Raw genomic sequence first — 23,398 nt, 5'->3', positions numbered from 1 at the left:
GGTCAGGCAAAGTCCTCTTCGAAATACTCCTGTTCACCGCGCGTGTCGCTTTGGCGTCGCACCACCTCCATCTGCCGCAGCTCCACGCGGCGGATTTTCCCGGAGATGGTCTTGGGCAATTCGGTGACGAATTCGATACGCCGCACCCGTTTGTAGGGGGCGAGGTTTTCGCGGGCGAAGGCGAGGATGTGCCGGGCCAGTTCCTGGCTGCCCGGTGCGTCGTGGGCCAGGATCAGGAATGCCTTGGGCACCGCCAGGCGCAACGGGTCGGGGCTCGGCACTACGGCCACTTCCATGACTGCCGGGTGTTCGATCAACGCGCTTTCCAGCTCGAACGGGCTGATGCGGTAGTCGGAGGCCTTGAACACATCGTCGGCGCGACCGACGAAGGTGATGTAGCCGTCGGCGTCGATCTGCGCGGTGTCGCCGGTGCGATAGTAGCCGTCACGCATGACCTCGGCGGTTTTCTCCGGGCTGTCTTCATAGCAGAGCATCAGGCCGAGCGGACGCACGTCGAGGGGCAGGGCGACTTCGCCTTCGTTGCCGGGAATGCCGTCCGGGTCGAGCAGCGCAACCTGATAACCCGGCAACGGGCGACCCATGGAACCAGGCTTGAGCAACTGGCCGGGCGTGTTGCCGACCAGCGCGGTGGTTTCCGATTGGCCGAAGCCATCACGCAACGGCAGGCCCCAGGCGTGCTGGATCTGTTCGATGATTTCCGGGTTCAGCGGCTCGCCGGCGCCGACCAGTTCGCGCAGGCTCAGGCGTGATTTGTAGCTGGCGAGGTCCTCCTGGATCAGCATGCGCCATACCGTGGGCGGCGCGCACAGGCTGGTCACGCCGTAGCGTTCCAAGGCACTGAGCAGGGCCGGCGCGCTGAACCGCGCGACGTTATGAATAAAAATGCACGCGCCGGCATTCCATGGGGCGAACAGGCAACTCCAGGCATGTTTGGCCCAGCCCGGTGACGAGATATTCAGGTGCAGGTCGCCCGGTTGCAGGCCGATCCAGTACATGGTCGACAGGTGCCCGACGGGGTAGCTCTGGTGGCTGTGCAGCACCATCTTCGGCTTGGATGTGGTGCCGGAGGTGAAGTACAGCAACATCGGGTCGGTGGCCAGGGTGCGGCCTTCGGCCTCGAACTGCTCGGGGTGTTCAAACGCTGCGTTGTGCGCGACCCAGCCGGCAGGCGCAGACCCCACGCAGACGCGGCTGCAACCGTCCGCCAGCCCGACGAATTTGTGCACGTGCGCTTCACCCACCACCAGGTGACGTACCTGCCCGCGCTCAATGCGATCACGCAGGTCATCGGGGTTCAGCAACGCTGTGGCGGGGATGACTACCGCGCCAAGCTTGAATGCAGCGAGCATGGTGTCCCACAGCGCCACATCATTGCCGAGCATCAACAACACACGATCACCCCGGCGCACGCCGAGGGCGCGCAGGTGGTTGGCCACCTGGTTGGAGCGCGTCGCCAGTTGCTGGAAGCTGTAGCGTTGCTCGCTGCCGTCTTCCTCGACGATCCACAGCGCATCCGCCGCATTGCCCTCGGCCATCGCGTCGAAATAGTCCAGGGCCCAGTTGAATTCGCCCAGTTGCGGCCAGCGGAAATTCCGTACGGCGGTGGCGTAGTCGGTGCGGTGAGCGAGCAGAAAATCCCGAGCGGCCAGGAAGGGCTGGGTCATGGTGGCTGTCCTTAATTATTGTTGTGGGACGTTCCCTCGGCTGAACCGAGAGGTTGGATCGAGAGGCTGGACCGAGTATAGGCACGCAGAAATCAGAGCAGAACGCTCAAAAACACCAGTGCGTTGTGCAAAAAAGTCATGGGTATTGCACCGTCATGCAGCGTGATTGACGATCAAGACGTAAAAGTCCAATATGGAATTATAAGTACAAAAAATAGCTTCATCTCTTTCTTCAGGCTTGCCAAACCAACAACAACTTGCGAGAACACCCCCATGAAGAAGCGCTCCCTCATCACCGCCCTGACCTTGGGCCTGCTTGCCTCCAGCCATGTGATGGCTGCCGAGAAAACCCTGCGCATTGGCATCGAGGCTGCTTACCCACCATTTGCGTCCAAGACGCAGGAAGGCAAGATCGTCGGCTTCGACTACGACATCGGCAATGCGCTGTGCGCGCAGATGAAGGTCAAGTGTGTGTGGGTAGAAGGTGAGTTCGACGGTCTGATTCCTTCCCTCAAGGTGAAGAAAATCGACATGGCCCTGTCGTCCATGACCATCAACGAAGACCGCAAGAAGTCAGTGGATTTCACCCACAAGTACTATTTCACTTCATCGCGTTTGGTGATGAAGGAAGGCGCCGTGGTAGATGACCAATACGCCAGCCTCAAGGGCAAGACCATCGGCGTACAGCGCGCCACCACCACCGACCGGTATGCCACCGAGGTGTTCGAACCCAAGGGCATCAACGTCAAGCGCTACAGCAATAACGAAGAGATCTACATGGACCTGGCGGCCGGTCGCCTGGATGCGATCTTTGCCGACACCATTCCCCTGAACGACTTCCTGCAGATGCCACGCGGCAAGGGCTACGCGTTTGTCGGCCCGGAACTCAAGGACCCGAAATACGTGGGCGAGGGTGCAGGGATTGCGGTGCGCAAGGGCAACACCGAATTGGTGGGCGAGTTGAATGCGGCCATCGATGGCATTCGCGCCAGTGGTGAGTATCAGAAGATTTCGCAGCAGTACTTCAAGTCCGACATCTACGGCGACTAGCGCTGTCGCACAACATATTCGAACCCTTGTGGCAAGCCCGCTCGCCACAAGTGCATTTGCTAGTCAGCCCGCTCACGTTATCCCTTCAATTCTTTCAAATGTTTGTAGACCGTCGCCCGCCCCATGCCCAGCACATTGGCCACATAGTTCGACGCGCTCTTGCCCTTGAACGCCCCTTCGGCGTGCAGCGCCAGCACCAGCTCGCGCTTGTGGTCACGGGTCAGCAGGTTCAGGCTCAACTGGCGCTCGCGCATCCACGCATGCAGAAACGTGTTGATGCGCTCCTGCCAGTCATCGCGAAACAACGAGTCCGGTTGCGGGATCAGCTTGCTTGGCGACAGAAACAGGTCCAGCGCCGCCTTGGCGTTTTCAAACAGTGAGATATTCAGGTTGATGCACAGCACCGCCAGGCGACGACCTTTGTGGTCGTGCAGCACGGTGCTCAGGCTGCGGATTTTCTGGCCGTCCCAGTTGAGCTTTTCGTACGGGCCGATGTTCACTTCGCTGACGTCAGCGTCGAGCATGTCCTCCAGCGCCGAGTCATCGCCGATGCTGCGCTTGGACAGGTTGTTGGCGATGTAATCGACTTTTTGCGAGCGCAGGTCGTGCAGCACCGCTTCGGCGTGGGGGAAGAACAGCGTGGCGATGGCGTCGGCCATCGCGCGGAAGTTCTGCATGACCTTGTCTTGTTCAGCGGTGTTCATCAATGGGGCTCCAGGCGGGCAGGGGAGAGCATACCAGCGTCGAGGCCGAACCGCGTCAGTGCCTCCGGCAGCGGCGCGCCGCGTACCAAGGCCGCACTGGCCTGGCCCATGGCCGGTGAGGTCTGGATGCCATAGCCGCCTTGTGCTGCCACCCAGAAAAACCCCGCTACCTGCGGGTCAAACCCCGAGAGCAAATCACCGTCGTGCACAAAACTGCGCAGGCCGGCCCAGGTGCGGGTCGGGCGGCGGATGGTCAGGGTGGTGGCTTCTTCGATCTGGTAGATGCCCATGGCGATGTCCAGTTCTTCGGGCTGGATATCCTGGGGTTCGACCGGGTCGGCGTTGGCCGGTGAGCCGAGGAACATGCCGGCGTCGGGTTTCATGTAGAAGGATTCGTCCAGCGCCACCAGCATTGGCCAGTGGTGGCTGTCGACGCCTTCGGGGCCGGCGAAGATGAACGCCGAGCGCCGCTTGGGCTGCAAGCCGATGGACGCGGCGCCGGCGAGCCCGCCGATGTGGTCGGCCCAGGCGCCGGCGGCGTTGATGATGACGGGCGCGGTGCAGGTTGAATCCTGGGTTTGCACGTGCCAGATGCCGTCAGCATCGCGGCTCAAGCCGAGCACATGACTGTCGGTGCGAACCTCACCGCCGTTGCGGCGGATGCCACGCAGGTAGCCTTGGTGCAGGGCGTCGGTGTCGATGTCGCTGGCGGTGGGGTCATACAGCGCACCGTGGACTTTTTCGCGGCGCAAGATCGGCAACTTCCCACAGGCTTCGTCGGCGCTGAGCAATTGCACCTGCGCCACAGTGGCCTTGGCGCTCAGGTACTGGGCGTTCAACTCGGCCGCATCGCCGATGAAATCCACCGTCAACTCGCCGCGTGGCGTCAGCAGTGGGTGTTCGCAGAAACCGCTGGGCGGGTGGTCGAAAAACTCACGACTGGCCAGGGTCAGCGCACGCACCTGCGGGGTGCCATACGCGGCGGTATACAGCGCCGCTGAACGCCCGGTGGAGTGGTAGGCCGGGTGGCTTTCGCGTTCCAGCACAATCACCTTGCCGTGCTGCGACAGCCAGAACCCCGTGGAAGCTCCGGCAATCCCGCCGCCGATAATGATGAAGTCTGCGTGGCTCATAGTTGTCTCCAGAGGGCATTGGCCAGTGCGATGTCTTCCAGGCCCAGGCCGATGGCACGGAAAAATACGTGGCGGTCGTAGGACGGGCGCTGGACGTGGTCGCTGAGCAGTTCGGGCAGGTCGCCGACCACAGCGCGCGGGTCCCAACCGTGTTGTTCAGCGGCGATCAGCATTTCACCGGCCGAGCCTGGGGTGGTCTGGCGATAATCGCAGAAAACCTGCATGCCGTTGAGGGACTGCGGCGATACTTCATGGGCGCGCGGGGCGTTGGTGCTGATCGAGGTGATCAGCGCCGGTTTGCTCAGGCGCGACGGGTCGAGCACTGGCCCGGCCGACGACGTGCACAGCAGGATCACGTCGGCATCTTCTACCGCGTCATCGCAGCTCTTGGCGATGACCACTCGTGGGTCCAGGCTTTTGAGCTGCTCGATGGTCTCGGCGGGCGCGTTGGTCAGGCTTGGCGAATACACGCTGATGTTCTGCCAACCCCTGAAATCCTTCACATAGTGCAAATGCGCTTGCGCCACCTTGCCACTGCCAATAATCGCCAAACGCCGCGCGGCTAAAGGCGCCAACGCATCCACCGCCAGTGCAGTGGTAGCGGCCGTACGTGCCGTGGTCAACTCGGCGGCATCGCACAGCAGCAGTGGCTGGCCGGTCTGCATCGACATCAACAAGGTCCATGCGGTCACCAGGGGTCCTTGCTCACGCACGATATACGGCGAGGTCTTGACCCCGTACACCCCGTCCTCGGCCAGCACGCCCAGGTAATTGATGAAGTCGCCGGCCGCTTGCGGAAACTCCACCAGTTGCTGCGCGGGCTGTACTGCTTGCCCGGCCGCCAGGTCATGGAACAGCTTGCACAGGATCTGCGGCACATCGACTTTGGCGAGCAGTTCGCGGGCCTGGGCCTGGTGGATCACGTGAGGTGTGCTGGGCATGAGTGTCTCCACAGGTAAACTAATTTGTCCATTATGGACTTTTAGTTCTGCTGAGCAAGAGGTAAACCTCACCTCGTAAATCGAAATCCACTCGACAGTTTGTCCTTCAGGTAGCCGACCAACACACTCACCGCCTTCGGCACATGCGGCGAATACGGTCGGATCAGGTAGATCTCATCGGCAAACGCGCCTTTGAGCGTCCAGCCCTTGAGCACCTGCACCAGCGTGCCATTGGATAGCGCGGCGTGGGCGCTGAAGTCCGGTAGCAGAGCGATGCCCAGATGATTGAGCGCCGAATCGCGCAGGGCTTCGCTGTTGTTGGTGGCGAAGCTGCCGGCGATGGGCACGGTGAGGCGTTCGACGTTTTTAGTGCCGCGCTCGAACGTCCAGGCGGGCTGGTCGGTGCCGCGTGGGTAGAACAGGCAGTTATGTGTAGAAAGATCGCCGGGTTCGCGCGGTTCGCCGTGGCGTTGCAGGTAATCCTGGGTGGCGACCAGTACCGAGCCGGTGTCACACAGCTTCCAGGCCACATGGGTTTCCGGCACCTGGAAACCGTGGCGCACGGCCAGGTCGTAGCCTTCGGCGGCCAGTGAACTCAGGGCATCTGATACGTCCAGTTGGATACGTACCTGGGGGTACTGCTGCAAAAAATCCGACAGATGCGGCACCAGTTGCTGACGGGCAAACGCCACAGGTGCCGTCAGCCGCACCAATCCACGAATCTCTCCGACCGAGTCGCGCACCGACGAAAAACTGCGTGCTATCTGCTCATAAGCGCTGCGCACTTCGCGAGTCAACGACAGCCCCGCATCGGTCAGCCGCACACTGCGCGTGGTGCGCGTCACCAGGCGCGTGCCGGTGGCCTTTTCCAGGTCGGAAATACGCTGGCTTACGGCGGACTTGCTCACGCCCAGGCGTGCGGCGGCGGCGGTGTAGGTGCCTTGTTCTTCCAGCACTGACAGCCAGTGGATGTGAGTCCAAAGCCCTTCGATTTCAGCCTTTTCCATGAGTAGATTGTTCGCGTATGTGGACAATAAGTTCTGGATTCTGCTCTGGTTTGGAACAAAGCGAAAGTCTATCGTGATCCCCAACGCTACCCACCTGGGATCTACTGCCATGACAACCACAATCGAGCATTACATCAACGACCAACGCGTGTCCCGCGATGATCGCTATCAGGACGTCTTCAACCCCGCCACCGGCGAAAAGACCGGCCGCGTCGCCCTGGCCAGCCGCCAGACCGTGTCCGAAGCCGTTGCCGCCGCCCAAGCCGCGTTTGCCGGTTGGGCGGATACCCCGCCGATCCGCCGCGCCCGCGTGCTGTTCGAATACCTGCACCTGCTGCGCGAACGCAAGGACGACCTGGCGCGCATTATCGTCGCTGAGCACGGCAAGGTCTTCACCGACGCCCAGGGCGAAGTCGACCGGGGCATCGACATTCTCGAATTCGCCTGTGGCATTCCCAATCTGCTCAAGGGTGAGCATTCCGACCAGGTTTCCCGTGGCATGGACAACTGGACGATGCGCCAGCCCCTCGGCGTTGTGGCCGGTGTCACGCCGTTCAACTTTCCGGTGATGGTGCCGATGTGGATGTACCCGATCGCCATCGCGGCGGGCAACACCTTCATCCTCAAGCCAAGCCCGACCGACCCAAGCGCCTCGCTGTTCATGGCCGAACTACTGCGTGAAGCCGGCCTGCCCAAAGGCGTGTTCAACGTGGTTCAGGGCGACAAGGAGTCGGTGGATGCGCTGATCGAACACCCGGACGTCAAGGCCGTGAGCTTCGTTGGCTCGACGCCAATCGCCCAGTACATCTACGAAACCGGCGCCCGCAACGGTAAACGTGTGCAAGGCCTTGGCGGCGCGAAAAACCACATGGTGGTGATGCCCGACGCCGATATCGAAAAAACCGTCGACGCCCTGATGGGCGCCGCCTACGGCAGTGCTGGCGAGCGCTGCATGGCGATTTCCGTCGCCGTGCTGGTAGGCGATGTGGGCGATAAAGTCATCGCCGCCCTGACCGAACGCGCCAAGCAACTGCGCATCACCGACGGCCGTGATTTGAAAGCCGAGATGGGCCCGATTGTGTCTCGCGCGGCGCTTGAGCGTATCAGCGGCTACATCGAGCAAGGCGTACAGGCCGGTGCCCAATTACTGCTGGATGGGCGTGACTACGTGCCCACCGAAGCGGGCCTGGAAAACGGCTTCTGGCTGGGCGCGACGCTGTTCGACCATGTGACCCAAGAAATGAGCATCTACCGCGAAGAAATCTTTGGTCCGGTGCTGGCCTGTGTGCGTGTGAATGACTTTGCCGAGGCGATCAAGCTGGTCAACGATCACGAGTTCGGCAACGGCGTAAGCTGCTTCACCCGCGACGGTAACATCGCCCGTGAATTTGCGCGGCGTATCGAAGTGGGCATGGTCGGCATCAACGTGCCGATCCCGGTGCCAATGGCCTGGCATGGCTTCGGTGGCTGGAAGAAGAGCCTGTTTGGCGACATGCACGCGTATGGCACCGAAGGCGTGCGCTTCTACACCAAGCAGAAGTCGATCATGCAGCGCTGGTCGGAGAGCATCGAGCAAGGCGCCGAATTTGCCATGCCCGTCTCCAAATAACTCAAGCCAGTACGCGGTCAACTGTGGGAGCGGGCTTGCCCGCGATAGCGGAGTGTTAGTCAACCTTTTTGGTTCTGATACACCGCAATCGCAGGCAAGCCAGCTCCCACATTGGCGTCTGGAACGGGCGCAAGTCTTGACTTCGCTTGCTCTACTTAGAGGAACTTGGCACGCTCACCCAGCGAGCGAACACAGTCAAGGCAATCACTAGGGAAATGCGACGTTGAGCTGAGTAAGATTCGGAGCACTGCTGGCCTTGCCGGGGGCGCTGCTGTCAATCCTGAGCCTATAAATGACTTTCCAGGCAGGGAATGGATCCCTGCCCCCGTCCATTGGAGAACGCTTTGAAAAAAATCATGGGTGTCGCCTTGTTGGCCACGTTGCTGGCGGGCTGTGCGCCGTCTCACTCGGCATGGACGGGCGTCAGGAACGCGTTTGTCGGCACACGCTTCGATGCCCACCTCTATGACGATTGCAGCCGTGGCTGTAGCGATTCCTATTGGTCCCCGGTCAACAAGAAAAAGGTCTATGACCAGGTAGTGAAGGAGGGCGACAGCCAGCGCTACTTCGTGACCTGGATCCGCGACTGTCGATACTCCGTGCTCGTTTCGGGTGAAGGCATTATCCAGTCGTGGCGCTATGAGAATGAAGACCGTAGCAGCTGTTACATTTTTTAGTCGGCTGTCAAGCATCAGCGGCCGCTAACCGATCGGTTGAACGACCCGCCTGGCAATCAGAATACCTATCACCGGCGCCAGCGCAAACACCCCGAACAACCACACCGCAGCGCTTGCTGTGCCTTCAATGCCGCCGGGTTCAGTCAGGCCCGCGATGTTCGCTACCATGCCCGCCAGTGCTGCGCCAAACGCGGTGGCGAACAGTTGCACCGTGGTAATCGACGCAGAGGCCAGGTCCTGTTCGCCGTCGGGTGCGACCTGGAATACCCGGGTCAACAAATGCGGCCAGGCCAGGCCCACCCCCAGGCCGATCAGGGTAAGGGCCAGGCAAATCGGCGTAAGCGTCTGCGCACCGCCATTGCTTTCGCGAGGCATTAAAAGAGCCAGCGCCAGCATGCCGACAACACCCAGGATCGGCCCGGCCAGGATCGCGCGACGAACATTCGCGCCTGTCATTCCCGCGCTGGCGATTGACCCCAGCGTCCAGCCGGCCGCCATCAGTGCTGCCAGATAACCGGCCACCAGCGGTGACTGGTGGAGCAGGACTTGAAGAAACAGCGGTACAAAGATTTCGCCACTGGTCACAGCGACCGCCAACAACGACATCGTGGCGTACAGCGCGCCAAGCGCGGTGGTGAGTCGAAAGGCTCCAGCGGGCAGCAGTCGATGGCGGGATCGGCTTTCTGTGAAGATCAGCAGCGCCGTGAACATTGCTGCCGCTGCGAGCCCCAACAGGTTCAGGGGCAGGGTGGAAGAGACACTGCCGGCCGACACCGCCAGTACCGCTGCCGTCAGCAGCCACAACTGAGTGAGCGGCAACGGTGTGGGTTCAACGCTCTCTGTGCTGCGCCTGGGCAGTACGGTTGCGGCCAGCACGGCGAACAACCCGGCCACCGGAATCAACGACCAGAATGCCGCCCGCCAGATGCCCAGTTCGGCAAACACGCCGCCCACCGCTGGCCCGACCAGCGTCGCAACGCCCCACATCCCCGAGACCAACGCCATTGCGCGTGGCCACAAGGGTTCGTCGAATACCAGGCGAATCATCGCGTAGGACAGCGCAAACAAGAGCCCTCCGCCCAGACCCTGTACCAGCCGTCCGACCAGCATCACCGGCATGGAAGGCGCAAACGCGCACGCTAAGGCTCCGCCGGCGAACACCAGGCTGGCAACCAGATAAGCACCACGCGGCCCCAGGCGACCAAGCAAACGCGCGGACAACGCTGAACCGAGGATCGAGGCGGCGACAAACAGCGTGGTATTCCATGCGTAGTAGTCGATGCCGCCGATATCCTTGACCACTGACGGCAGAATCGTGGTGGCGATGTAGACGTTGATCGCATGCAGCACCACGCCGCCTGCCAGGGCCAGTGACCGTACGCCATTTGCACCGGACAGCAAGGCGGCCCAGTTGGAGGGAGAGGGTTGCGTTGTGTTCATGGAGACTCCATGTCAAAGGAATGAAGGCTTGCCAGGGCAGGCCGACACTCTTTATAAGACCTCATGTATAGATGAGGTCAAGCCGCCGATGGAACCGAAAATCGATGTGCACATCCCCCTCGGGGTAGGCGAGTTGGCGCGGCGTAGCGGGGTGACCGTGGCGACTGTGCACTTTTACGAAGCCAAGGGTTTGATTCATGGCCAACGCAGCCCAGGTAATCAGCGGCGCTACCACCGTGATGTCCTGCGCCGCATTGCGGTGATCAAGGTGGCTCAGCGCGCGGGGATTCCATTGGCAACCATCAAGGCTGCACTGGAGGAACTGCCGTCGGGGCGACCGCTGACGGCCAAGGACTGGACGCGGCTTTCCACGCGTTGGCGAGACATGTTGAATGAGCGAATCAACAGCCTCACGCAACTGCGCGACCAACTCGACGGGTGCATTGGCTGCGGGTGCCTGTCCCTGGATGACTGCCCGCTGCGCAATCCGGGAGATCGGTTGGGGCAGGTCGGGGACGGGGCGGTGTTGCTGGGCAAGTGAGGCGGTCAGCGTCTGCCCGTGCGCGTACTCACATCCACCCACACCGCCAGCACCAGGATGCTGCCCTTGACAATCATCTGCCAATAACTGTCCACATCCAGCATCGACATCCCATTGTCCAGACTGGTGATCACCAACGCCCCGAGCAACGCGCCGTACACCGTGCCCGAGCCGCCGCGCATTGATGTGCCGCCAATAAAACACGCGGCGATGGCGTCCAGCTCACCCATGCTCCCCGCCGACGGCGATCCGGCCGCCAGACGAGCCGTGTTGACCAAACCGGCGAGTGCACACATCACGCCCATGATGCCGAAGATCCACAACTTCACCGCCTGCACATTGATGCCCGACAGGCGCGTGGCTTCCATATTGCTGCCCACCGCGTATACGCGACGGCCAAACACGGTCTGGCTGGTGACGTAGCTGAACACGCCCAATAACACCAGCAGCAGCAAGACGGGGACGGGAATCCCATCATAGCTGTTGAGGGTCGTGACGAACCCGGCCAGCACGGCGCCGATCACCGCCACGCGCACCAGATCACGTACCAACGAATGTGCCGCCAGACCATGCAATGCGCGATTGCGCCGCTGCTTCCAGGTCAAAAAAACCGTCAGCGCAAACAACAGCACGCCCAGCCCGATACCCACCGAATGCGGCAAATACCCCTGGCCCACATACACCAACGATGGCGACACCGGCGCAATGGTGGTGCCGCCGGTAATCCCCAGCAGAATCCCGCGAAACGCCAGCATTCCACCCAAGCCGACAATGAATGACGGGATGCGCAGATAGGCCGTCATGTAGCCGTTGGCTAATCCGATCATCAACCCGCACAACGCCACCAGACTCAGGTTGGCGAGCAATGGAATGTGATACACCACATCCAGGATCGCCGCCAACCCGCCGAGCAAACCGAGCAATGACCCCACCGACAAGTCGATCTCGCCGCTGATGATCACCAGCACCATGCCGCACGCCAATATTCCCGTGATCGACATCTGCCGCAGCAGGTTGGACAGGTTGCGCGGTGTAAGGAACCCCCCCTCGGTCTGCCAGCTGAAAAACACCCAGATCACCGCCACGGCGATGACCAGGGCGAGCATTTTGTAGCGGGTGAAAAGGTGTTTGACCTGATTCATCTACGCGGTCTTCCGATCATTATTGTTGTGTTGGCTGAGCGCGGCGGCGAGCACCTGTTCTTGGGTGAGCCCCTCGTTGATAAAGTCACCACGCAACTGGCCGTCGCCGATCACCAGCACGCGGTCGGACACGCCGAGCACTTCGGCCAGCTCCGAGGAAACCATGATGATTGCCACGCCTTCGGCCGCCAGCGCGCCCATCAGCTTGTAGATCTCATACTTGGCGCCCACGTCGACGCCGCGTGTGGGTTCGTCGAGGATCAGCACCTTGGGCTTGGCCATTAGCATTTTCGCCAGCACCGCCTTTTGCTGGTTGCCGCCGGACAGGCTGGTGATCGGCAAAAACGGGCTGGCAGTCTTGAGGTGCATGCGCGCGATCTGCTGGTCGATGCTGCCCAGTTCGGCCTCGGCATCGATGCGGGTCAGGTGGGCGTAAGTGTCGAGCACCGCCAGGGTGATGTTCTGGCCCACGCCGAGGTCGGGGATGATGCCCTGGCGCTTGCGATCCTCGGGCACCATGCACAGCCCGGCGCGGATCGACTTGAGCGGTGTGCGCGTGTCGATCACCTGGCCGTCCAGCCACACCTCGCAGCTGTAGCGGCCGGGGTAGGCGCCGAACAGCGCCGACACCAGTTCTGTCCGCCCGGCGCCGACCAGCCCGGCAATGCCGAGGATCTCCCCGCGCTTGAGCACAAAGGACACATCGTCCACGCGCTTGCGCTTGGGGTTGTCGACGTCATAACAGGTGACGTTGCGCGCTTCGAACATCACCTCACCGACCGCATGGGGCTCGGTGGGGTAGAGGTTGCTCATCTCGCGGCCGACCATCTGGGTGATGATCTTTGCGATGTCCATGTCGGCCATGGCGGTGGTCGCGATGTGCTTGCCATCGCGGATCACAGCGATGGTGTCGCAGACTGCCGCCACTTCATCAAGCTTGTGCGAGATGTACACGCAGGCCACGCCCTTGGCCTTGAGGCCACGGATGATGTCCAGCAGCACCTCGATTTCCGAGCGGGTCAGGGCCGAGGAGGGCTCGTCGAGAATCAGCAGCCGTGCCTGCTTGTTCAGGGCCTTGGCGATTTCCACCAGTTGCTGGTAGCCGCCGCCATACTGCGACACCGGCAGCGCCACGTTCATGTCCGGCACCTTGAGCTCGCGCATCAGCGCTTCGGCGCGGTGGAACATGGCCGCGTAGTTCATGCGCCCACCCGGCAAAGTCAGTTCGTGGCCCATAAAGATGTTTTCAGCCACCGACAGGTCGGGCACCAGGGTCAGTTCCTGGTGGATGATCACGATGCCGGCGGCCTCGGTTTCGCTGATGGAATGGGCCTTGAGTGGCTGCCCGTCCAAGAGGATTTCGCCCTCCCAGGTGCCGTACGGATAGACCGCCGACAGCACCTTCATCAAGGTGGACTTGCCCGCGCCGTTCTCGCCGCACAGGCCCACGCATTCCCCCGGCCGCACCTGGATATCGATGCCGTTCAGCGCGTTGACACCGCCAAAGCGTTTGACGATGCCGTTCATTTGCAGCAGGTAGTCGGCCATGGCGGTCACTGCCCGGCAATCTGCTCTTTGGTATAGAACCCGTCCTTCTCCAACAGGTCGATGTTCGTCTTGGTCAATGGCGTCGGGGTCAGCAGGATGGTGTCGACCTTTTTACTGCCGTTGTCGTACTGCGAGCTGTAGGTTGGCTTCTCATTGCGCGCCAGTTGCACCGAGAGCTTGGCGGCTTCGGTGGCGATCAACTTGAGCGGTTTGTACACGGTCATGGTCTGGGTGCCGTCGATCACACGTTTGATCGCGGCGAGGTCGGCGTCCTGGCCGGAAATCGGCACCTTGCCCGCCAGTTTCTGCGCGGCCAGGGCCTGGATCGCACCGCCGGCAGTGGCGTCGTTGGAGGCGACGATGGCGTCGATCTTGTTGTTGTTCCGGGTCAGGGCGTTTTCGACGATGCTCAGGGCTTCAGTGGGGTTCCATTCCTTGACCCACTGCTGACCGACGATCTTGATGTCGCCCGTGTCGATGGCCGGTTGCAACACCTTCATCTGGCCTTCGCGCAACACCTTGGCATTGTTGTCGGTGGGCGCGCCGCCGAGCAGGAAATAGTTGCCCTTCGGTGCCGCTTGCAACACGCCGCTGGCCTGCATCTCCCCGACTTTTTCGTTATCGAAGGAGATGTAGGCGTCGATGTCCGCATTGAGAATCAGGCGATCATAGGACACCACCTTGATCCCGGCCTTCTTGGCTTCGGCGACGGCGTTGGTGAGGACGGTGGCGTTGAACGGCACGATGACGATCACGTCGACGCCACGGGAGATCAGGTTTTCGATTTGGGAAATCTGCTTCTGCTCGTTGGCATCGGCCGATTGCACGAAGACCTTGGCGTCGAGTTTTTCTGCGGCGGCCACGAAATAGTCACGGTCGCGGGACCAACGTTCCAGGCGCAGGTCGTCGATGGAAAAACCGATTTTCGGGTGCGCTGAGTCGGCCATGACGGGCAGGGCGAGCAGGGCCAGGGCAGTGGCGATGAGGGTGCGTTTGAATGACTTCATGGTGGTGCGTCCTTTTATTGTTTTTGGAAAGACACAGCGTGATGCGGGTAAGACTGTAGAGCGTCTCTCGACGCTCCGTGCAGAGATTTGTCGCGCAAATGTCACCGGTAGATAAAGCGATTCACAATGCCTTCCAGCATCTCCTGCCGACCACTCACCGCCTGCGGGTTCAGCTCATGAGTGAAGGCATGCTCGGCCAGCGATTCCAGGGTGAAATCCCCCGCCAGCACCGCGTGGCCCAGCGGCTGTTGCCAGCCGGCATAACGCTGGTCCTTGAATTGCTGCAGCCGGTCGTTCTCGACCATCGCCGCCGCGCGTTCCAGTGCCAGGGCCAGTACATCCATGGCGGCTACATGCCCGTGGAACAGGTCCACATCGTCCAGGCTCTGGCGGCGCACCTTGGAGTCGAAGTTATAGCCGCCATTCTTGAACCCGCCAGCTTTGAGGATTTCATAGGTGGCGAGCGTCATTTCCTCGACGCTGTTGGGGAACTGGTCGGTGTCCCAGCCGTTCTGCGGGTCGCCGCGGTTGGCGTCGATACTGCCGAAAATCCCCAGGGACACGGCGGTGGCAATCTCATGATGAAAGCTGTGCCCGGCCAGGGTCGCGTGGTTGGCCTCAATGTTCACCTTGATTTCCTGTTCCAGGCCGTACTCATGCAGGAAGCCGAACACCGTGGCGCTGTCGTAATCGTATTGGTGCTTGGTCGGCTCCTGGGGCTTGGGCTCGATCAGCAGGTCGCCCTTGAAGCCGATCTTGTGCTTGTGCTCCACCACCATGCGCATGAAACGCCCGAGCTGTTCGCGCTCGCGCTTGAGGTCGGTGTTGAGCAGGGTCTCGTAGCCCTCGCGGCCACCCCACAACACATAGTTGGAGCCCTTGAGCCGCAGGGTGGCGTTCATCGCGCTAAACACCTGGGCGGCGGCGTAGGCAAACACTTCCGGGTCCGGGTTGCTGGCCGCGCCGGCGGCAAAGCGCGGGTTGCTGAAGCAGTTGGCGGTGCCCCACAGCAGCTTGATCCCGGTCTGTTCCTGATGCCGCTCCAGATGATCGACCATCTGTGCGAAGTGGTGGCGGTATTCCTTGAGCGAACTGCCTTCGGGGGCGACATCCGTGTCGTGAAAGCTGTAGTAGTCAATGCCCAGCTTGGAGAAAAACTCGAAGGCGGCGTCCGCCTTGCCGATGGCCAGTTCCATCGGGTCGCCATTGCGCTGCCAAGGCCGCTTGAAAGTGCCCACCCCAAACATATCCGCCCCCGGCCAGACGAAGGTGTGCCAATAACAGGCCGCCATGCGCAGGTGCTCGCGCATGGGTTTGCCGAGGATGAGCTTGTTGGCGTCGTAGTGGCGAAAGGCGAGGGGGGCATCGCTGTGGGGGCCTTCGAAGCGAACCTTCTCGACACCGGGGAAGTACGGCATGGCGTTTTCCTTATTGTTCTTGGCGGTGGCTCGATACTAGCAACGGCGTCGGGCCTGCCGATTATGAAAATCATCAAGGGAGAGTGCGATTTTGCGTAGCAGGGGCTAGTCTGTTTCGACCGGCCCCAGGATAAAAACAATGAAAACCCTACCGCCCGTGCACCGCATTGCCTTGCTGTTCAACGGCAGCAAAATCTACGACCGTGGCATCATCGCCGGCATCGGCAATTACCTGAGCAGCACCCGCGCGTCCTGGGATTTGTTCCTTGAAGAGGACTTCCTGTGCCGCCTCAAAGGCATCGAGCGCTGGCAGGGTGACGGCATCATTGCCGACTTCGACGACCCGCTGATTGGCGAGGCGCTGGCCGGGAGCAAGGTGCCGGTGGTGGCGGTGGGCGGTTCCTATGAGGATGTGCGGGCCTATCCCAAGGGCATTCCCTACGTGGCCACGGACAACTACGCCTTGATCAAGTTGGCCTATGAGCATTTGATCGAAGCCGGCCTGACGCAGTTTGCCTGTTTCAGCCTGCCCGAAGCCCAGGCCAATCGCTGGGCCCAGGAGCGTGAAAAGGCGTTCAAACGCTTGCTGCAACGCGATGGCTTGCCCGTGCAGATCTATCGTGGCCTCGGCACCAGCGCGCCGCTGTGGGACAGCGCCGTCGAACAACAGATTGCCTGGCTGCAAAGCCTGCCCAAACCTATCGGCATTATCGCCGTCACCGACGCTCGCGCGCGGCAATTGCTGCAAGCCTGTCTTACTGCCGGCATTGCTGTGCCGGAAGAAGTGGCGCTGATCGGCATCGACAATGACCCGCTGACCCGTACCCTCACGCGGGTGCCGTTGAGTTCGGTGATCCAGGGCACCGAAACCATGGGCCGCACCGCCGCTGCGCTGTTGCATCAGATGTTGCACGGCAAGCCCTGCGCGGGCACGCAGGTGCTGGTGCCGCCGGATGCGATCAACGTGCAGGCGTCCAGCTTGCATCAACCCTTGGGCCATCCTTATGTGATGCAGGCGCTGCTGTTTATCCGCCAGTACGCCTGCCAGGGCATCAAGACCGCCCAGGTGGCGGCCTATGTTGGCGTGTCCCGTTCGTCACTGGAGGCGCATTTTCGCAAGGTGCGCGGGTGCAGCGTGCATGACGAGATCCTGCGCTTCAAACTCGCCAGCGCCGCCAAGGGGCTGGAGGACGATCACCTGGCGATTGCCGATATCGCCCAGCAATGCGGCTTCAAGTCCGCGCAGTACCTGCACACGGTGTTCCGTCGCGAGTTCGGCTGCACGCCACGGGAATACCAGCAGAACCATTAGAAACTTTGCAGGCTTGGCCCATTCGCCGCTGGACTTGCACCGCACAGACTAGGGAGAATGGTTTTTTGTGGCGTAAATGGAAGCTCCCATGACCGACAGTGCCCAGCGTGCCGCCAGCGACATCGACCTGATGACCGAAGTGGCCATGCTTTATTACCTCGACAACATCACCCAGGAAGCCATCGCCAAGCGCTTCGACCTGTCGCGGGTCAAGGTCAGCCGGCTGCTCAAGCGCGCCCGGGATGAAGGGGTGGTAGAGGTGCGGGTGTTGCAGCATCCGGCGTTGAACACGGAGCTGGAGCAGGCGCTGGTCGAGCGTTTCCAGCTGGACCGCGCGTTGATCGCGGTGGACCATGGCGACCCTGACACCCAGCGCTCGGCCGTGGCCAGCCTGGTCGCCAACTACCTGAACAAGACCCTCAGTGACGGCATGATCATCGCCGTCGGCATGGGTCGCAACGTCGGCGCGGTGGCCGAGAATGTGTTCCTGCCGGTGACGCGCAACTGCACGTTTGTGTGTGCGATTGGCGGCTCGCTCAAGGCGGGCGAATACATGAACCCCGACCATATCTGCCGGCGCCTGGCCCTGCGTTTTGGTGCCGAGAGCGAAACCCTGTACGCCCCGGCCCTGGTGGCCAATCCGGAACTGCGCAGCGTGTTGATCAACAACGACACCGTGCGCTCCACCCTCGACCGCGCGCGCCGCGCCGATATTGCCTTGATCGGCATCGGCGACATGAGCGAGAACAGCAACATGGTGCGCATGGGCTGGTTTTCTCCCCAGGAAATCGCCCAGGCCCGTGTGTCCGGTACGGTGGGCGACATGATGGGCTACGACTTCATCGACATCCACGGCCAGCCGGCGGTCAACGCCATGCAGGGCAGGGTGATCGGCTTGACGGTGCAGGAGTTGGTGCGCATTCCCGATGTGGTGGCGATTGCCAGCGAGAACACCAAGGCAGCGGCCACCCTCGGCGCGTTGCGCTCCGGGGTGATCAATACCCTGGCGACGACCGTGTCGAATGCCTACACGATCCTTGCCCTGGATGATGCGACGCGTCGCTAACGACGACCACATCCTTGTGGTGGGCAGGGCTATTGTGGAAAGCCCGCTCACCACGGGAAGTCTGCTGCCAACTAAGCAACCAACCGCGCCTCCACCGATTCGGCGAGGTCGGTGAGGATCAGGCAGCACGACACCGCGCCGGCATCCAGTACGCCGAGGGAACGTTCCCCGAGGCGGCTGGCGCGGCCGATTTTTGCCACCAGGTCGCGGGTGGAATCACGGCCCTGGGAGGCCGCGCTTTTCATCTGGCGCAAGGCCTCGCTGAAAGACGCGCCGCTGGCCTGGGCCTGTTCAAAGGCTTCGACCGCCGGGATCAGCGTATCCATCAGGCATTTGTCGCCCACACCTGCGTCGCTGATGTCCTGCAAGGACGTGAGACCACCGCGCAGCAGCTTGGCGAAGGTCGCCGCGTCGATGCTGTCGCGGCCGCGCACTTCGTCGGCCATGCCGATGAACAGGCTGCCGTAGAGCGGGCCCATGGAGCCGCCGATGCCTTCCATCAGCGCCAGGGTCAATTCGTCCAGTGCCTCGGCCAAAGACAGCTCGCGGCCTTCGAGGGTCTTGCCGCAGCGTGAGAACCCCTTGGCCATGTTGATGCCGTGGTCGCCGTCGCCGATGGCGCCGTCCACTTCGCTGAGGTATTCGCGGTTGGCGACGATGATCGACACCAAGTTGGTGACGATGGCGCTACCGGTGTTGCTGGGGAAATGCTCGCTCATGCTCTACTCCGACTGTGTCATGCCGATGGAGCGGCAGGGTTGGTCGATCAGGCTGCTCAGTTCGGCGTCGAGGCCGAGCAGGGTCAGGGTCACGCCCATCATTTCCAGCGACGTGAAATAGTTGCCCACATAGCAACGGTGAATGCGCAGGCCCTTGGCGCGCAGTTGGCGCTCGACCTCGGCGTAGAAAATATACAGTTCCATCACCGGCGTGGCGCCCAGGCCGGAGACCAGCACCACCACGCTCTCATCTTGGGTGAAGTCGCGGTCAGCCAGGATCGGCGCGAGCATGCGTTCGGCCATGGCGGCAGCGGATTCCACCGGCACCACTTCAATGCCGGGCTCGCCGTGATGGCCGATGCCCAGTTCCATCAGGCCATCGGCAATCTGGAAATTTGGCTTGCCCACTGCGGGGATGGTGCAGGGCGTGAGGCCCACGCCGATGGAGCGGCAATGGTCCACGGCTTTCTGCGCCACACGGATCACGCCGTCGAGGTCGTAGCCCTGGGCGGCGGCGGCACCGCCGATTTTCCACATGAAAATCTCACCGGCCACGCCGCGACGCTTGGCGATGTCGGCAGGTGGTGCAGAGGCCACGTCGTCATTGGCGACCACGGTGCGAATGTTCATGTCTTTGCTGGCGGCCATTTTCATCGCCAGCTTTACATTCATGTTGTCGCCGGCATAGTTGCCGTACAGGCACGCCACGCCCGCGCCCTGGTCGGCGGCGCGGAACGCATCGAAGAAGCTCTTGGCGGTGGGTGAGGAGAAAATCTCGCCGACGGCGACCGCATCCACCAGCCCTGGCCCGACATAACCCAGAAACGCCGGTTCATGCCCCGAACCGCCACCCGTGACAATGCCCACCTGGCCGGCCGGTGAAGTCTTACGCTTACCGATGACCCGTGGGTTGCTCTCGTACTGCGCCAGTTCCGGGTGCGCCAGGAGGATGCCCGCGAGCATGTCCTCGACCACCAGGTCCGGATCGTTGATGACTCGATTCATAGGGTATTTCCTTGTTCTTATCTGTCTGGAATCGGATTACTGAATGCTGTAGCCGCCGTCGATCACCACGTTTTCGCCGGTGATCATCTTGGCCGCATCGCTGACCAGATAAAGCACCAGCCCGGCGATCTCTTCCGGCTGGGCGAAGCGCCCCACCGGGATCTGCAATTTGGCCTTCTCGCCCAGTTCACCGGCCCACGCCTTCTTGCCCAGAGCGGTCTCGACGATGGTTGGCGACACGGCGTTGACGTTGATGCCGTGGGGTGCCCATTCCATGGCCAGCACTTTGGTCATGCCGACCACTGCTGCCTTGCTCGCGCAGTAGGCCACATGGCGATCAAGGCCAATCACCGCCGCTTGGGAGGCCAGGTTGACGATGCGCCCGCCGCCTTGTTCGATCATATGCCGGGCACAGGCCTGGGCCACGAAGAAGCTGGCCTTGAGATTGATGTCCAGGGTGGTGTCCCAGGCGTTTTCGCTGACGTCCAGGGCCTTGTCCAACAGCGCGACACCCGCGCTGTTGACCAGGTAATCAATGCGCCCGAGTCCGGCGTGGGCCTCATCAATCGCAGCCTGTACCGAATCGAGCTGGCGCAAATCAGCCACCAGGCCCAAATGCCCCGTGCCGAGGCTGGCGGCCACTTCGACCACCGCGGGGTCACGATCCAGCAAGGCCACCCTGGCACCGCGCTCCACCAACAAACTCGCGCAGGCCAGGCCGATCCCGGCGGCGCCCCCGGTGATCACGGCGCAACGGCCGGTGAGGTCGAACGCCTGGTTCCAGAAATTGGACATTGCACACACTCCACTTAGCGTTTTTTCTTGCGCCAGACGTCGATCAGCACCGCAAGCACGATGATCAACCCCTTGGCCACTTGTTGGTAATACGACGACACCCCGAGCAGGTTCAAGCCGTTGTTGATCACACCGATCAGCAGCGCGCCAAACAAGGTGCCGACGATGCTGCCGGTGCCGCCGGACAGGCTGGTGCCGCCGATCACCACGGCGGCAATCGCGTCCAGCTCATACGACACGCCGGCCTGGGGCAGGGCCGAGGTGGTCCGCGCCGCCAGCACCACGCCCGCGAGTCCCGCCAGCAGGCCCGAAATCACATACACCGAAAACGTCACCTTGCGTACGCCAATGCCGGAAGTGCGCGCGCTTTTTTCATTGCCGCCCACGGCGTACACATAGCGCCCGTAAGTGGTGTAACGCAGCACCATCCAGAAGATCAGCGCGACCACCGCAAAGATAATGATCGGCACGCCGATGGGGCCGAGCTTGCCGATGCCCAGGGCCAGGAAACTGTCCGGCAGGTCGGTGACCGGGCTGCCATCGTTGAGGATAAAGGTCATGCCCCGTGCCACGCTGAGCATGCCCAGGGTGGCGACAAACGGCGGAATGCTCAGGTTGGCAACCATGAACCCGTTGACCACGCCCAGCATGGCCCCGGCAAACATCCCGGCACTTACCGCCGCCAGCAGGCCGTAGCCCTGGGTCGCGACCAAGGCGCTGCACAAACCGGCAAACGCCAGGATCGACCCCACCGACAGGTCGATGCCCTTGGTCAGGATCACGTAGGTCATGCCCACGGCGAGGATGCCGTTGATGGAGGTCTGGCGCAGGATGTCCATCCAATTGCGCCAGGTCATGAAGTATTCGCTGGAAAACGCCATTACCAGGCACAGCAGGATAAACACCAGCGGCAGGCCAAAACGGTCGAGGGACAGGCGCAGGCGATTGCGCGGCGCGGCGGTAACGGGGGCGGCGAGGACTTTGCTATTCATGAGGCAAGACTCAACAAGGCTTCCTGGGAAAGGGCGGTGTCGGTGCTGACGGTCACCAGCCGGCCGCCCTTGAACACGGCGATGCGATCACTCAGGTGGAGCAGTTCTGGGGCTTCGGACGAAACCACGATGGCCGCGCCACCGGCGCGCACGAATTCGTCCAGCAGGTGATAGATCTCCTGCTTGGCACCTTCGTCGATGCCGCGTGTGGGTTCGTCGCAGAGCAGGCAGATCGGCTGGGTCGACAGGCATTTGGCGAGCACCACTTTCTGTTGGTTACCGCCGCTCATGGACTCCACTGGCAGGTCCAGGGACGAGACCTTGATCTGCAAGCGCTTGACCATGCTCTGGGCCAGGGCGTTCTCCTTGCGCGCATTGATCACCGACCAACTCGACAGCTGCTTGTAGGCCGACAACGCAATGTTGGCGAGGATGCTGCCACTGAGCACCAGGCCGCTGTCTTTGCGGTCTTCGGTGACCAGGGACATACCGGCACGAATCGTCGCCGCCGGCGTGCCGGTCGGCAACGGCTGGCCTTGCAGGGTGGCGCTGCCAGCGTCCGGCAGGGTCAGGCCGTACAGGCAGTTGAGGAATTCGCTGCGTCCCGAGCCCATCAGGCCGTAGATGCCGAGGATTTCACCCTGGCGCAGTTGCAGGCTGATGTCCTGGAACTCGCCGTCGCGGCTCAGGCCACTGACGTCCAGGCACGTGGTGGCGGCGCATTCGCGGCCGACTTTGTGGTCGATGCGTTGCAACTCCTGGCCGACGATGCCGCGCACCAGGTGGGCGCGGTCGATATCGGCCATGCGCCCGCTCTCCACAAAGGCGCCGTCGCGAAAGATGCTGTAGTCATCGGCGATCTGCGCCAATTCGCTGAGGCGGTGGGACACGTAGATGATGCCGGCGCCACGCGCCGTCAGGCGGCGGATCGCCTTGAACAGGGTTTCGGCTTCGCGCTCGCCGATGGCTGAAGTGGGCTCGTCCATGATCATCACCTGGCAGTCATGGCTGAACGCCTTGGCGATCTCCACCAGCTGGATCTGCGCCACGCTCAGGCGATGCATGGGGCTGGTGGCGTCAACGTCGAATTCCAGGCTGTGCAGCAATTCGCGGGTGCGCCGGTTCAGTTCCTTGCTGTCGACGATGCAGCCAGCGCGGCGCGGCTCGCGACCCAGCCAGATGTTCTCGGCCACGGTCATATAGGGGATGGGTTCCAGCTCCTGGGTGATCATCGCCACGCCCGCGGCGAGTGCCGCACTGGGGCGGTCGAACTGCACCGGCTGGCCGTTGAGCAGGATGGTGCCGGCGTCACGTTGGGTGATGCCCATGAGGATACTGAGGAAGGTCGATTTGCCGGCGCCATTGCCGCCGCACAGTGCGTGCACGCTGCCGGCCCGCAGGGAGAGACGCCCATCGCGCAGAGCGGGGACTCCGGCATAGGCTTTGGAAACTTGTTCAGCCTGGAGCAGTAATGGCGTGGCCATCGGTGTGTCCTCTTGCTGATTTTCTTATTAGGTAGGCTTAACCAACAGCCTGATCATATGATCGGATAGTGATCATATGTTTAAACTGGTTGAGGCGGTTTTGTCAATCCTTTGCCCACGGCT

At 61.9% G+C, this 23,398-nt stretch carries 21 protein-coding genes; 6 read left to right on the top strand and 15 right to left on the bottom strand.

Going from position 1 to position 23,398, the window contains the following annotated elements; all coding sequences use genetic code 11:
• Positions 1-2 precede the first annotated feature (2 nt).
• A complete protein-coding gene (locus tag ACP7EW_RS25045) occupies positions 3-1,685 on the bottom strand; it encodes an AMP-binding protein (RefSeq protein ID WP_426220632.1) in 1,683 nt (560 codons plus the stop codon).
• A gap of 273 nt (positions 1,686-1,958) precedes the next feature.
• On the opposite strand from ACP7EW_RS25045, the gene ACP7EW_RS25040 reads away from it, so the two are divergent.
• Positions 1,959-2,735 carry an ABC transporter substrate-binding protein gene (locus tag ACP7EW_RS25040; protein ID WP_426220630.1) on the top strand — a complete coding sequence of 259 codons (777 nt, stop codon included), beginning with the start codon at positions 1,959-1,961 and terminating at the stop codon, positions 2,733-2,735.
• Between the two features lie 77 nt (positions 2,736-2,812).
• On the opposite strand, the gene ACP7EW_RS25035 is transcribed toward ACP7EW_RS25040, so the two are convergent.
• The 4 genes from ACP7EW_RS25035 to ACP7EW_RS25020 form a co-directional block, all read right to left on the bottom strand.
• Positions 2,813-3,439 carry a helix-turn-helix transcriptional regulator gene (locus ACP7EW_RS25035; RefSeq protein ID WP_016978348.1) on the bottom strand — a complete coding sequence of 209 codons (627 nt, stop codon included), beginning with the start codon at positions 3,437-3,439 and terminating at the stop codon, positions 2,813-2,815.
• Positions 3,439-4,572 (bottom strand): NAD(P)/FAD-dependent oxidoreductase, encoded by a 1,134-nt coding sequence (locus ACP7EW_RS25030; RefSeq protein ID WP_426220627.1) that lies wholly within the window; start codon positions 4,570-4,572, stop codon positions 3,439-3,441. Before ACP7EW_RS25030 ends, ACP7EW_RS25035 begins: the two co-directional genes overlap by 1 nt.
• Positions 4,569-5,513, bottom strand: coding sequence for an ornithine cyclodeaminase family protein (locus tag ACP7EW_RS25025; RefSeq protein ID WP_426220625.1), 945 nt, complete (start codon positions 5,511-5,513; stop codon positions 4,569-4,571). Before ACP7EW_RS25025 ends, ACP7EW_RS25030 begins: the two co-directional genes overlap by 4 nt.
• A gap of 68 nt (positions 5,514-5,581) precedes the next feature.
• On the bottom strand, positions 5,582-6,520 hold the full coding sequence (locus ACP7EW_RS25020) for a LysR family transcriptional regulator (protein ID WP_426220623.1): 939 nt from the start codon (positions 6,518-6,520) through the stop codon (positions 5,582-5,584).
• A gap of 109 nt (positions 6,521-6,629) precedes the next feature.
• Here ACP7EW_RS25020 and ACP7EW_RS25015 point away from each other — a divergent pair, with 109 nt between their 5' ends.
• On the top strand, positions 6,630-8,129 hold the full coding sequence (locus tag ACP7EW_RS25015; RefSeq protein WP_038844213.1) for a CoA-acylating methylmalonate-semialdehyde dehydrogenase: 1,500 nt from the start codon (positions 6,630-6,632) through the stop codon (positions 8,127-8,129).
• 344 nt (positions 8,130-8,473) lie between these two features.
• Entirely contained in the window at positions 8,474-8,806 is a 333-nt protein-coding gene (locus ACP7EW_RS25010; RefSeq protein WP_426220621.1) for a hypothetical protein, read from the top strand.
• A gap of 24 nt (positions 8,807-8,830) precedes the next feature.
• Here ACP7EW_RS25010 and ACP7EW_RS25005 read toward each other — a convergent pair whose 3' ends face one another.
• Positions 8,831-10,246, bottom strand: coding sequence for an MFS transporter (locus ACP7EW_RS25005; protein ID WP_426220619.1), 1,416 nt, complete (start codon positions 10,244-10,246; stop codon positions 8,831-8,833).
• Positions 10,247-10,334: 88 nt separating this feature from the next.
• Here ACP7EW_RS25005 and soxR point away from each other — a divergent pair, with 88 nt between their 5' ends.
• On the top strand, positions 10,335-10,787 hold the full coding sequence (soxR, locus tag ACP7EW_RS25000) for a redox-sensitive transcriptional activator SoxR (RefSeq protein ID WP_426220617.1): 453 nt from the start codon (positions 10,335-10,337) through the stop codon (positions 10,785-10,787).
• Positions 10,788-10,792: 5 nt separating this feature from the next.
• On the opposite strand, the gene ACP7EW_RS24995 is transcribed toward soxR, so the two are convergent.
• The 4 genes from ACP7EW_RS24995 to xylA form a co-directional block, all read right to left on the bottom strand.
• A complete protein-coding gene (locus ACP7EW_RS24995) occupies positions 10,793-11,929 on the bottom strand; it encodes a sugar ABC transporter permease (RefSeq protein WP_177061257.1) in 1,137 nt (378 codons plus the stop codon).
• Positions 11,930-13,477, bottom strand: coding sequence for a D-xylose ABC transporter ATP-binding protein (gene xylG, locus ACP7EW_RS24990; RefSeq protein WP_426220614.1), 1,548 nt, complete (start codon positions 13,475-13,477; stop codon positions 11,930-11,932).
• Positions 13,478-13,482: 5 nt separating this feature from the next.
• Positions 13,483-14,484 (bottom strand): D-xylose ABC transporter substrate-binding protein, encoded by a 1,002-nt coding sequence (xylF, locus tag ACP7EW_RS24985; RefSeq protein WP_426220612.1) that lies wholly within the window; start codon positions 14,482-14,484, stop codon positions 13,483-13,485.
• A gap of 101 nt (positions 14,485-14,585) precedes the next feature.
• Positions 14,586-15,902 (bottom strand): xylose isomerase, encoded by a 1,317-nt coding sequence (xylA, locus tag ACP7EW_RS24980; protein ID WP_426220610.1) that lies wholly within the window; start codon positions 15,900-15,902, stop codon positions 14,586-14,588.
• A gap of 139 nt (positions 15,903-16,041) precedes the next feature.
• Between xylA and ACP7EW_RS24975 the strand changes: the two genes are divergently transcribed.
• Both ACP7EW_RS24975 and ACP7EW_RS24970 read left to right on the top strand, forming a co-directional pair.
• Positions 16,042-17,214 (top strand): XylR family transcriptional regulator, encoded by a 1,173-nt coding sequence (locus ACP7EW_RS24975; protein WP_426220608.1) that lies wholly within the window; start codon positions 16,042-16,044, stop codon positions 17,212-17,214.
• Positions 17,215-17,302: 88 nt separating this feature from the next.
• Complete coding sequence (locus tag ACP7EW_RS24970) at positions 17,303-18,280, top strand: sugar-binding transcriptional regulator (protein ID WP_033903113.1); 978 nt, start codon at positions 17,303-17,305, stop codon at positions 18,278-18,280.
• Positions 18,281-18,351: 71 nt separating this feature from the next.
• On the opposite strand, the gene dhaL is transcribed toward ACP7EW_RS24970, so the two are convergent.
• The 5 genes from dhaL to ACP7EW_RS24945 are packed head-to-tail and all read right to left on the bottom strand — an operon-like array spanning position 18,352 to position 23,275.
• Entirely contained in the window at positions 18,352-18,999 is a 648-nt protein-coding gene (dhaL, locus tag ACP7EW_RS24965; RefSeq protein ID WP_033903114.1) for a dihydroxyacetone kinase subunit DhaL, read from the bottom strand.
• Positions 19,000-19,002: 3 nt separating this feature from the next.
• Positions 19,003-20,004, bottom strand: a complete 1,002-nt coding sequence (locus tag ACP7EW_RS24960; RefSeq protein WP_426220605.1) for a dihydroxyacetone kinase subunit DhaK — start codon at positions 20,002-20,004, stop codon at positions 19,003-19,005.
• A 36-nt stretch (positions 20,005-20,040) separates the two neighbouring features.
• Positions 20,041-20,799: an SDR family oxidoreductase gene (locus ACP7EW_RS24955; protein ID WP_269133650.1), complete on the bottom strand. Its 759-nt coding sequence runs from the start codon at positions 20,797-20,799 to the stop codon at positions 20,041-20,043.
• A 14-nt stretch (positions 20,800-20,813) separates the two neighbouring features.
• Positions 20,814-21,791, bottom strand: coding sequence for an ABC transporter permease (locus tag ACP7EW_RS24950; RefSeq protein ID WP_071494913.1), 978 nt, complete (start codon positions 21,789-21,791; stop codon positions 20,814-20,816).
• Entirely contained in the window at positions 21,788-23,275 is a 1,488-nt protein-coding gene (locus tag ACP7EW_RS24945) for a sugar ABC transporter ATP-binding protein (RefSeq protein ID WP_177074331.1), read from the bottom strand. The genes ACP7EW_RS24950 and ACP7EW_RS24945 overlap by 4 nt, the downstream gene beginning before the upstream one ends.
• Positions 23,276-23,398: the final 123 nt, after the last annotated feature.

Origin of the sequence: Pseudomonas sp. DWRC2-2 (assembly GCF_049897885.1) — a bacterium.
Taxonomy (GTDB): Bacteria; Pseudomonadota; Gammaproteobacteria; order Pseudomonadales; family Pseudomonadaceae; genus Aquipseudomonas; species Aquipseudomonas azotoformans_A.
This window is presented reverse-complemented; position numbering and strand designations above follow the sequence as displayed.

Excerpts from the sequence above, each read along its gene's own strand:
- ACP7EW_RS25045 (WP_426220632.1), bottom strand. The coding sequence starts at position 1,685 with ATGACCCAGCCCTTCCTGGCCGCTCGGGATTTTCTGCTCGCTCACCGC.
- ACP7EW_RS24945 (WP_177074331.1), bottom strand. The coding sequence starts at position 23,275 with ATGGCCACGCCATTACTGCTCCAGGCTGAACAAGTTTCCAAAGCCTAT.
- ACP7EW_RS25005 (WP_426220619.1), bottom strand. The coding sequence starts at position 10,246 with ATGAACACAACGCAACCCTCTCCCTCCAACTGGGCCGCCTTGCTGTCC.
- ACP7EW_RS24970 (WP_033903113.1), top strand. The coding sequence starts at position 17,303 with ATGACCGACAGTGCCCAGCGTGCCGCCAGCGACATCGACCTGATGACC.
- ACP7EW_RS24950 (WP_071494913.1), bottom strand. The coding sequence starts at position 21,791 with ATGAATAGCAAAGTCCTCGCCGCCCCCGTTACCGCCGCGCCGCGCAAT.
- soxR (WP_426220617.1), top strand. The coding sequence starts at position 10,335 with ATGGAACCGAAAATCGATGTGCACATCCCCCTCGGGGTAGGCGAGTTG.
- ACP7EW_RS25020 (WP_426220623.1), bottom strand. The coding sequence starts at position 6,520 with ATGGAAAAGGCTGAAATCGAAGGGCTTTGGACTCACATCCACTGGCTG.
- xylG (WP_426220614.1), bottom strand. The coding sequence starts at position 13,477 with ATGGCCGACTACCTGCTGCAAATGAACGGCATCGTCAAACGCTTTGGC.
- ACP7EW_RS25030 (WP_426220627.1), bottom strand. The coding sequence starts at position 4,572 with ATGAGCCACGCAGACTTCATCATTATCGGCGGCGGGATTGCCGGAGCT.
- ACP7EW_RS25025 (WP_426220625.1), bottom strand. The coding sequence starts at position 5,513 with ATGCCCAGCACACCTCACGTGATCCACCAGGCCCAGGCCCGCGAACTG.
- dhaL (WP_033903114.1), bottom strand. The coding sequence starts at position 18,999 with ATGAGCGAGCATTTCCCCAGCAACACCGGTAGCGCCATCGTCACCAAC.
- xylA (WP_426220610.1), bottom strand. The coding sequence starts at position 15,902 with ATGCCGTACTTCCCCGGTGTCGAGAAGGTTCGCTTCGAAGGCCCCCAC.
- ACP7EW_RS24955 (WP_269133650.1), bottom strand. The coding sequence starts at position 20,799 with ATGTCCAATTTCTGGAACCAGGCGTTCGACCTCACCGGCCGTTGCGCC.
- ACP7EW_RS24995 (WP_177061257.1), bottom strand. The coding sequence starts at position 11,929 with ATGAATCAGGTCAAACACCTTTTCACCCGCTACAAAATGCTCGCCCTG.
- ACP7EW_RS24975 (WP_426220608.1), top strand. The coding sequence starts at position 16,042 with ATGAAAACCCTACCGCCCGTGCACCGCATTGCCTTGCTGTTCAACGGC.
- xylF (WP_426220612.1), bottom strand. The coding sequence starts at position 14,484 with ATGAAGTCATTCAAACGCACCCTCATCGCCACTGCCCTGGCCCTGCTC.
- ACP7EW_RS24960 (WP_426220605.1), bottom strand. The coding sequence starts at position 20,004 with ATGAATCGAGTCATCAACGATCCGGACCTGGTGGTCGAGGACATGCTC.
- ACP7EW_RS25015 (WP_038844213.1), top strand. The coding sequence starts at position 6,630 with ATGACAACCACAATCGAGCATTACATCAACGACCAACGCGTGTCCCGC.
- ACP7EW_RS25035 (WP_016978348.1), bottom strand. The coding sequence starts at position 3,439 with ATGAACACCGCTGAACAAGACAAGGTCATGCAGAACTTCCGCGCGATG.
- ACP7EW_RS25040 (WP_426220630.1), top strand. The coding sequence starts at position 1,959 with ATGAAGAAGCGCTCCCTCATCACCGCCCTGACCTTGGGCCTGCTTGCC.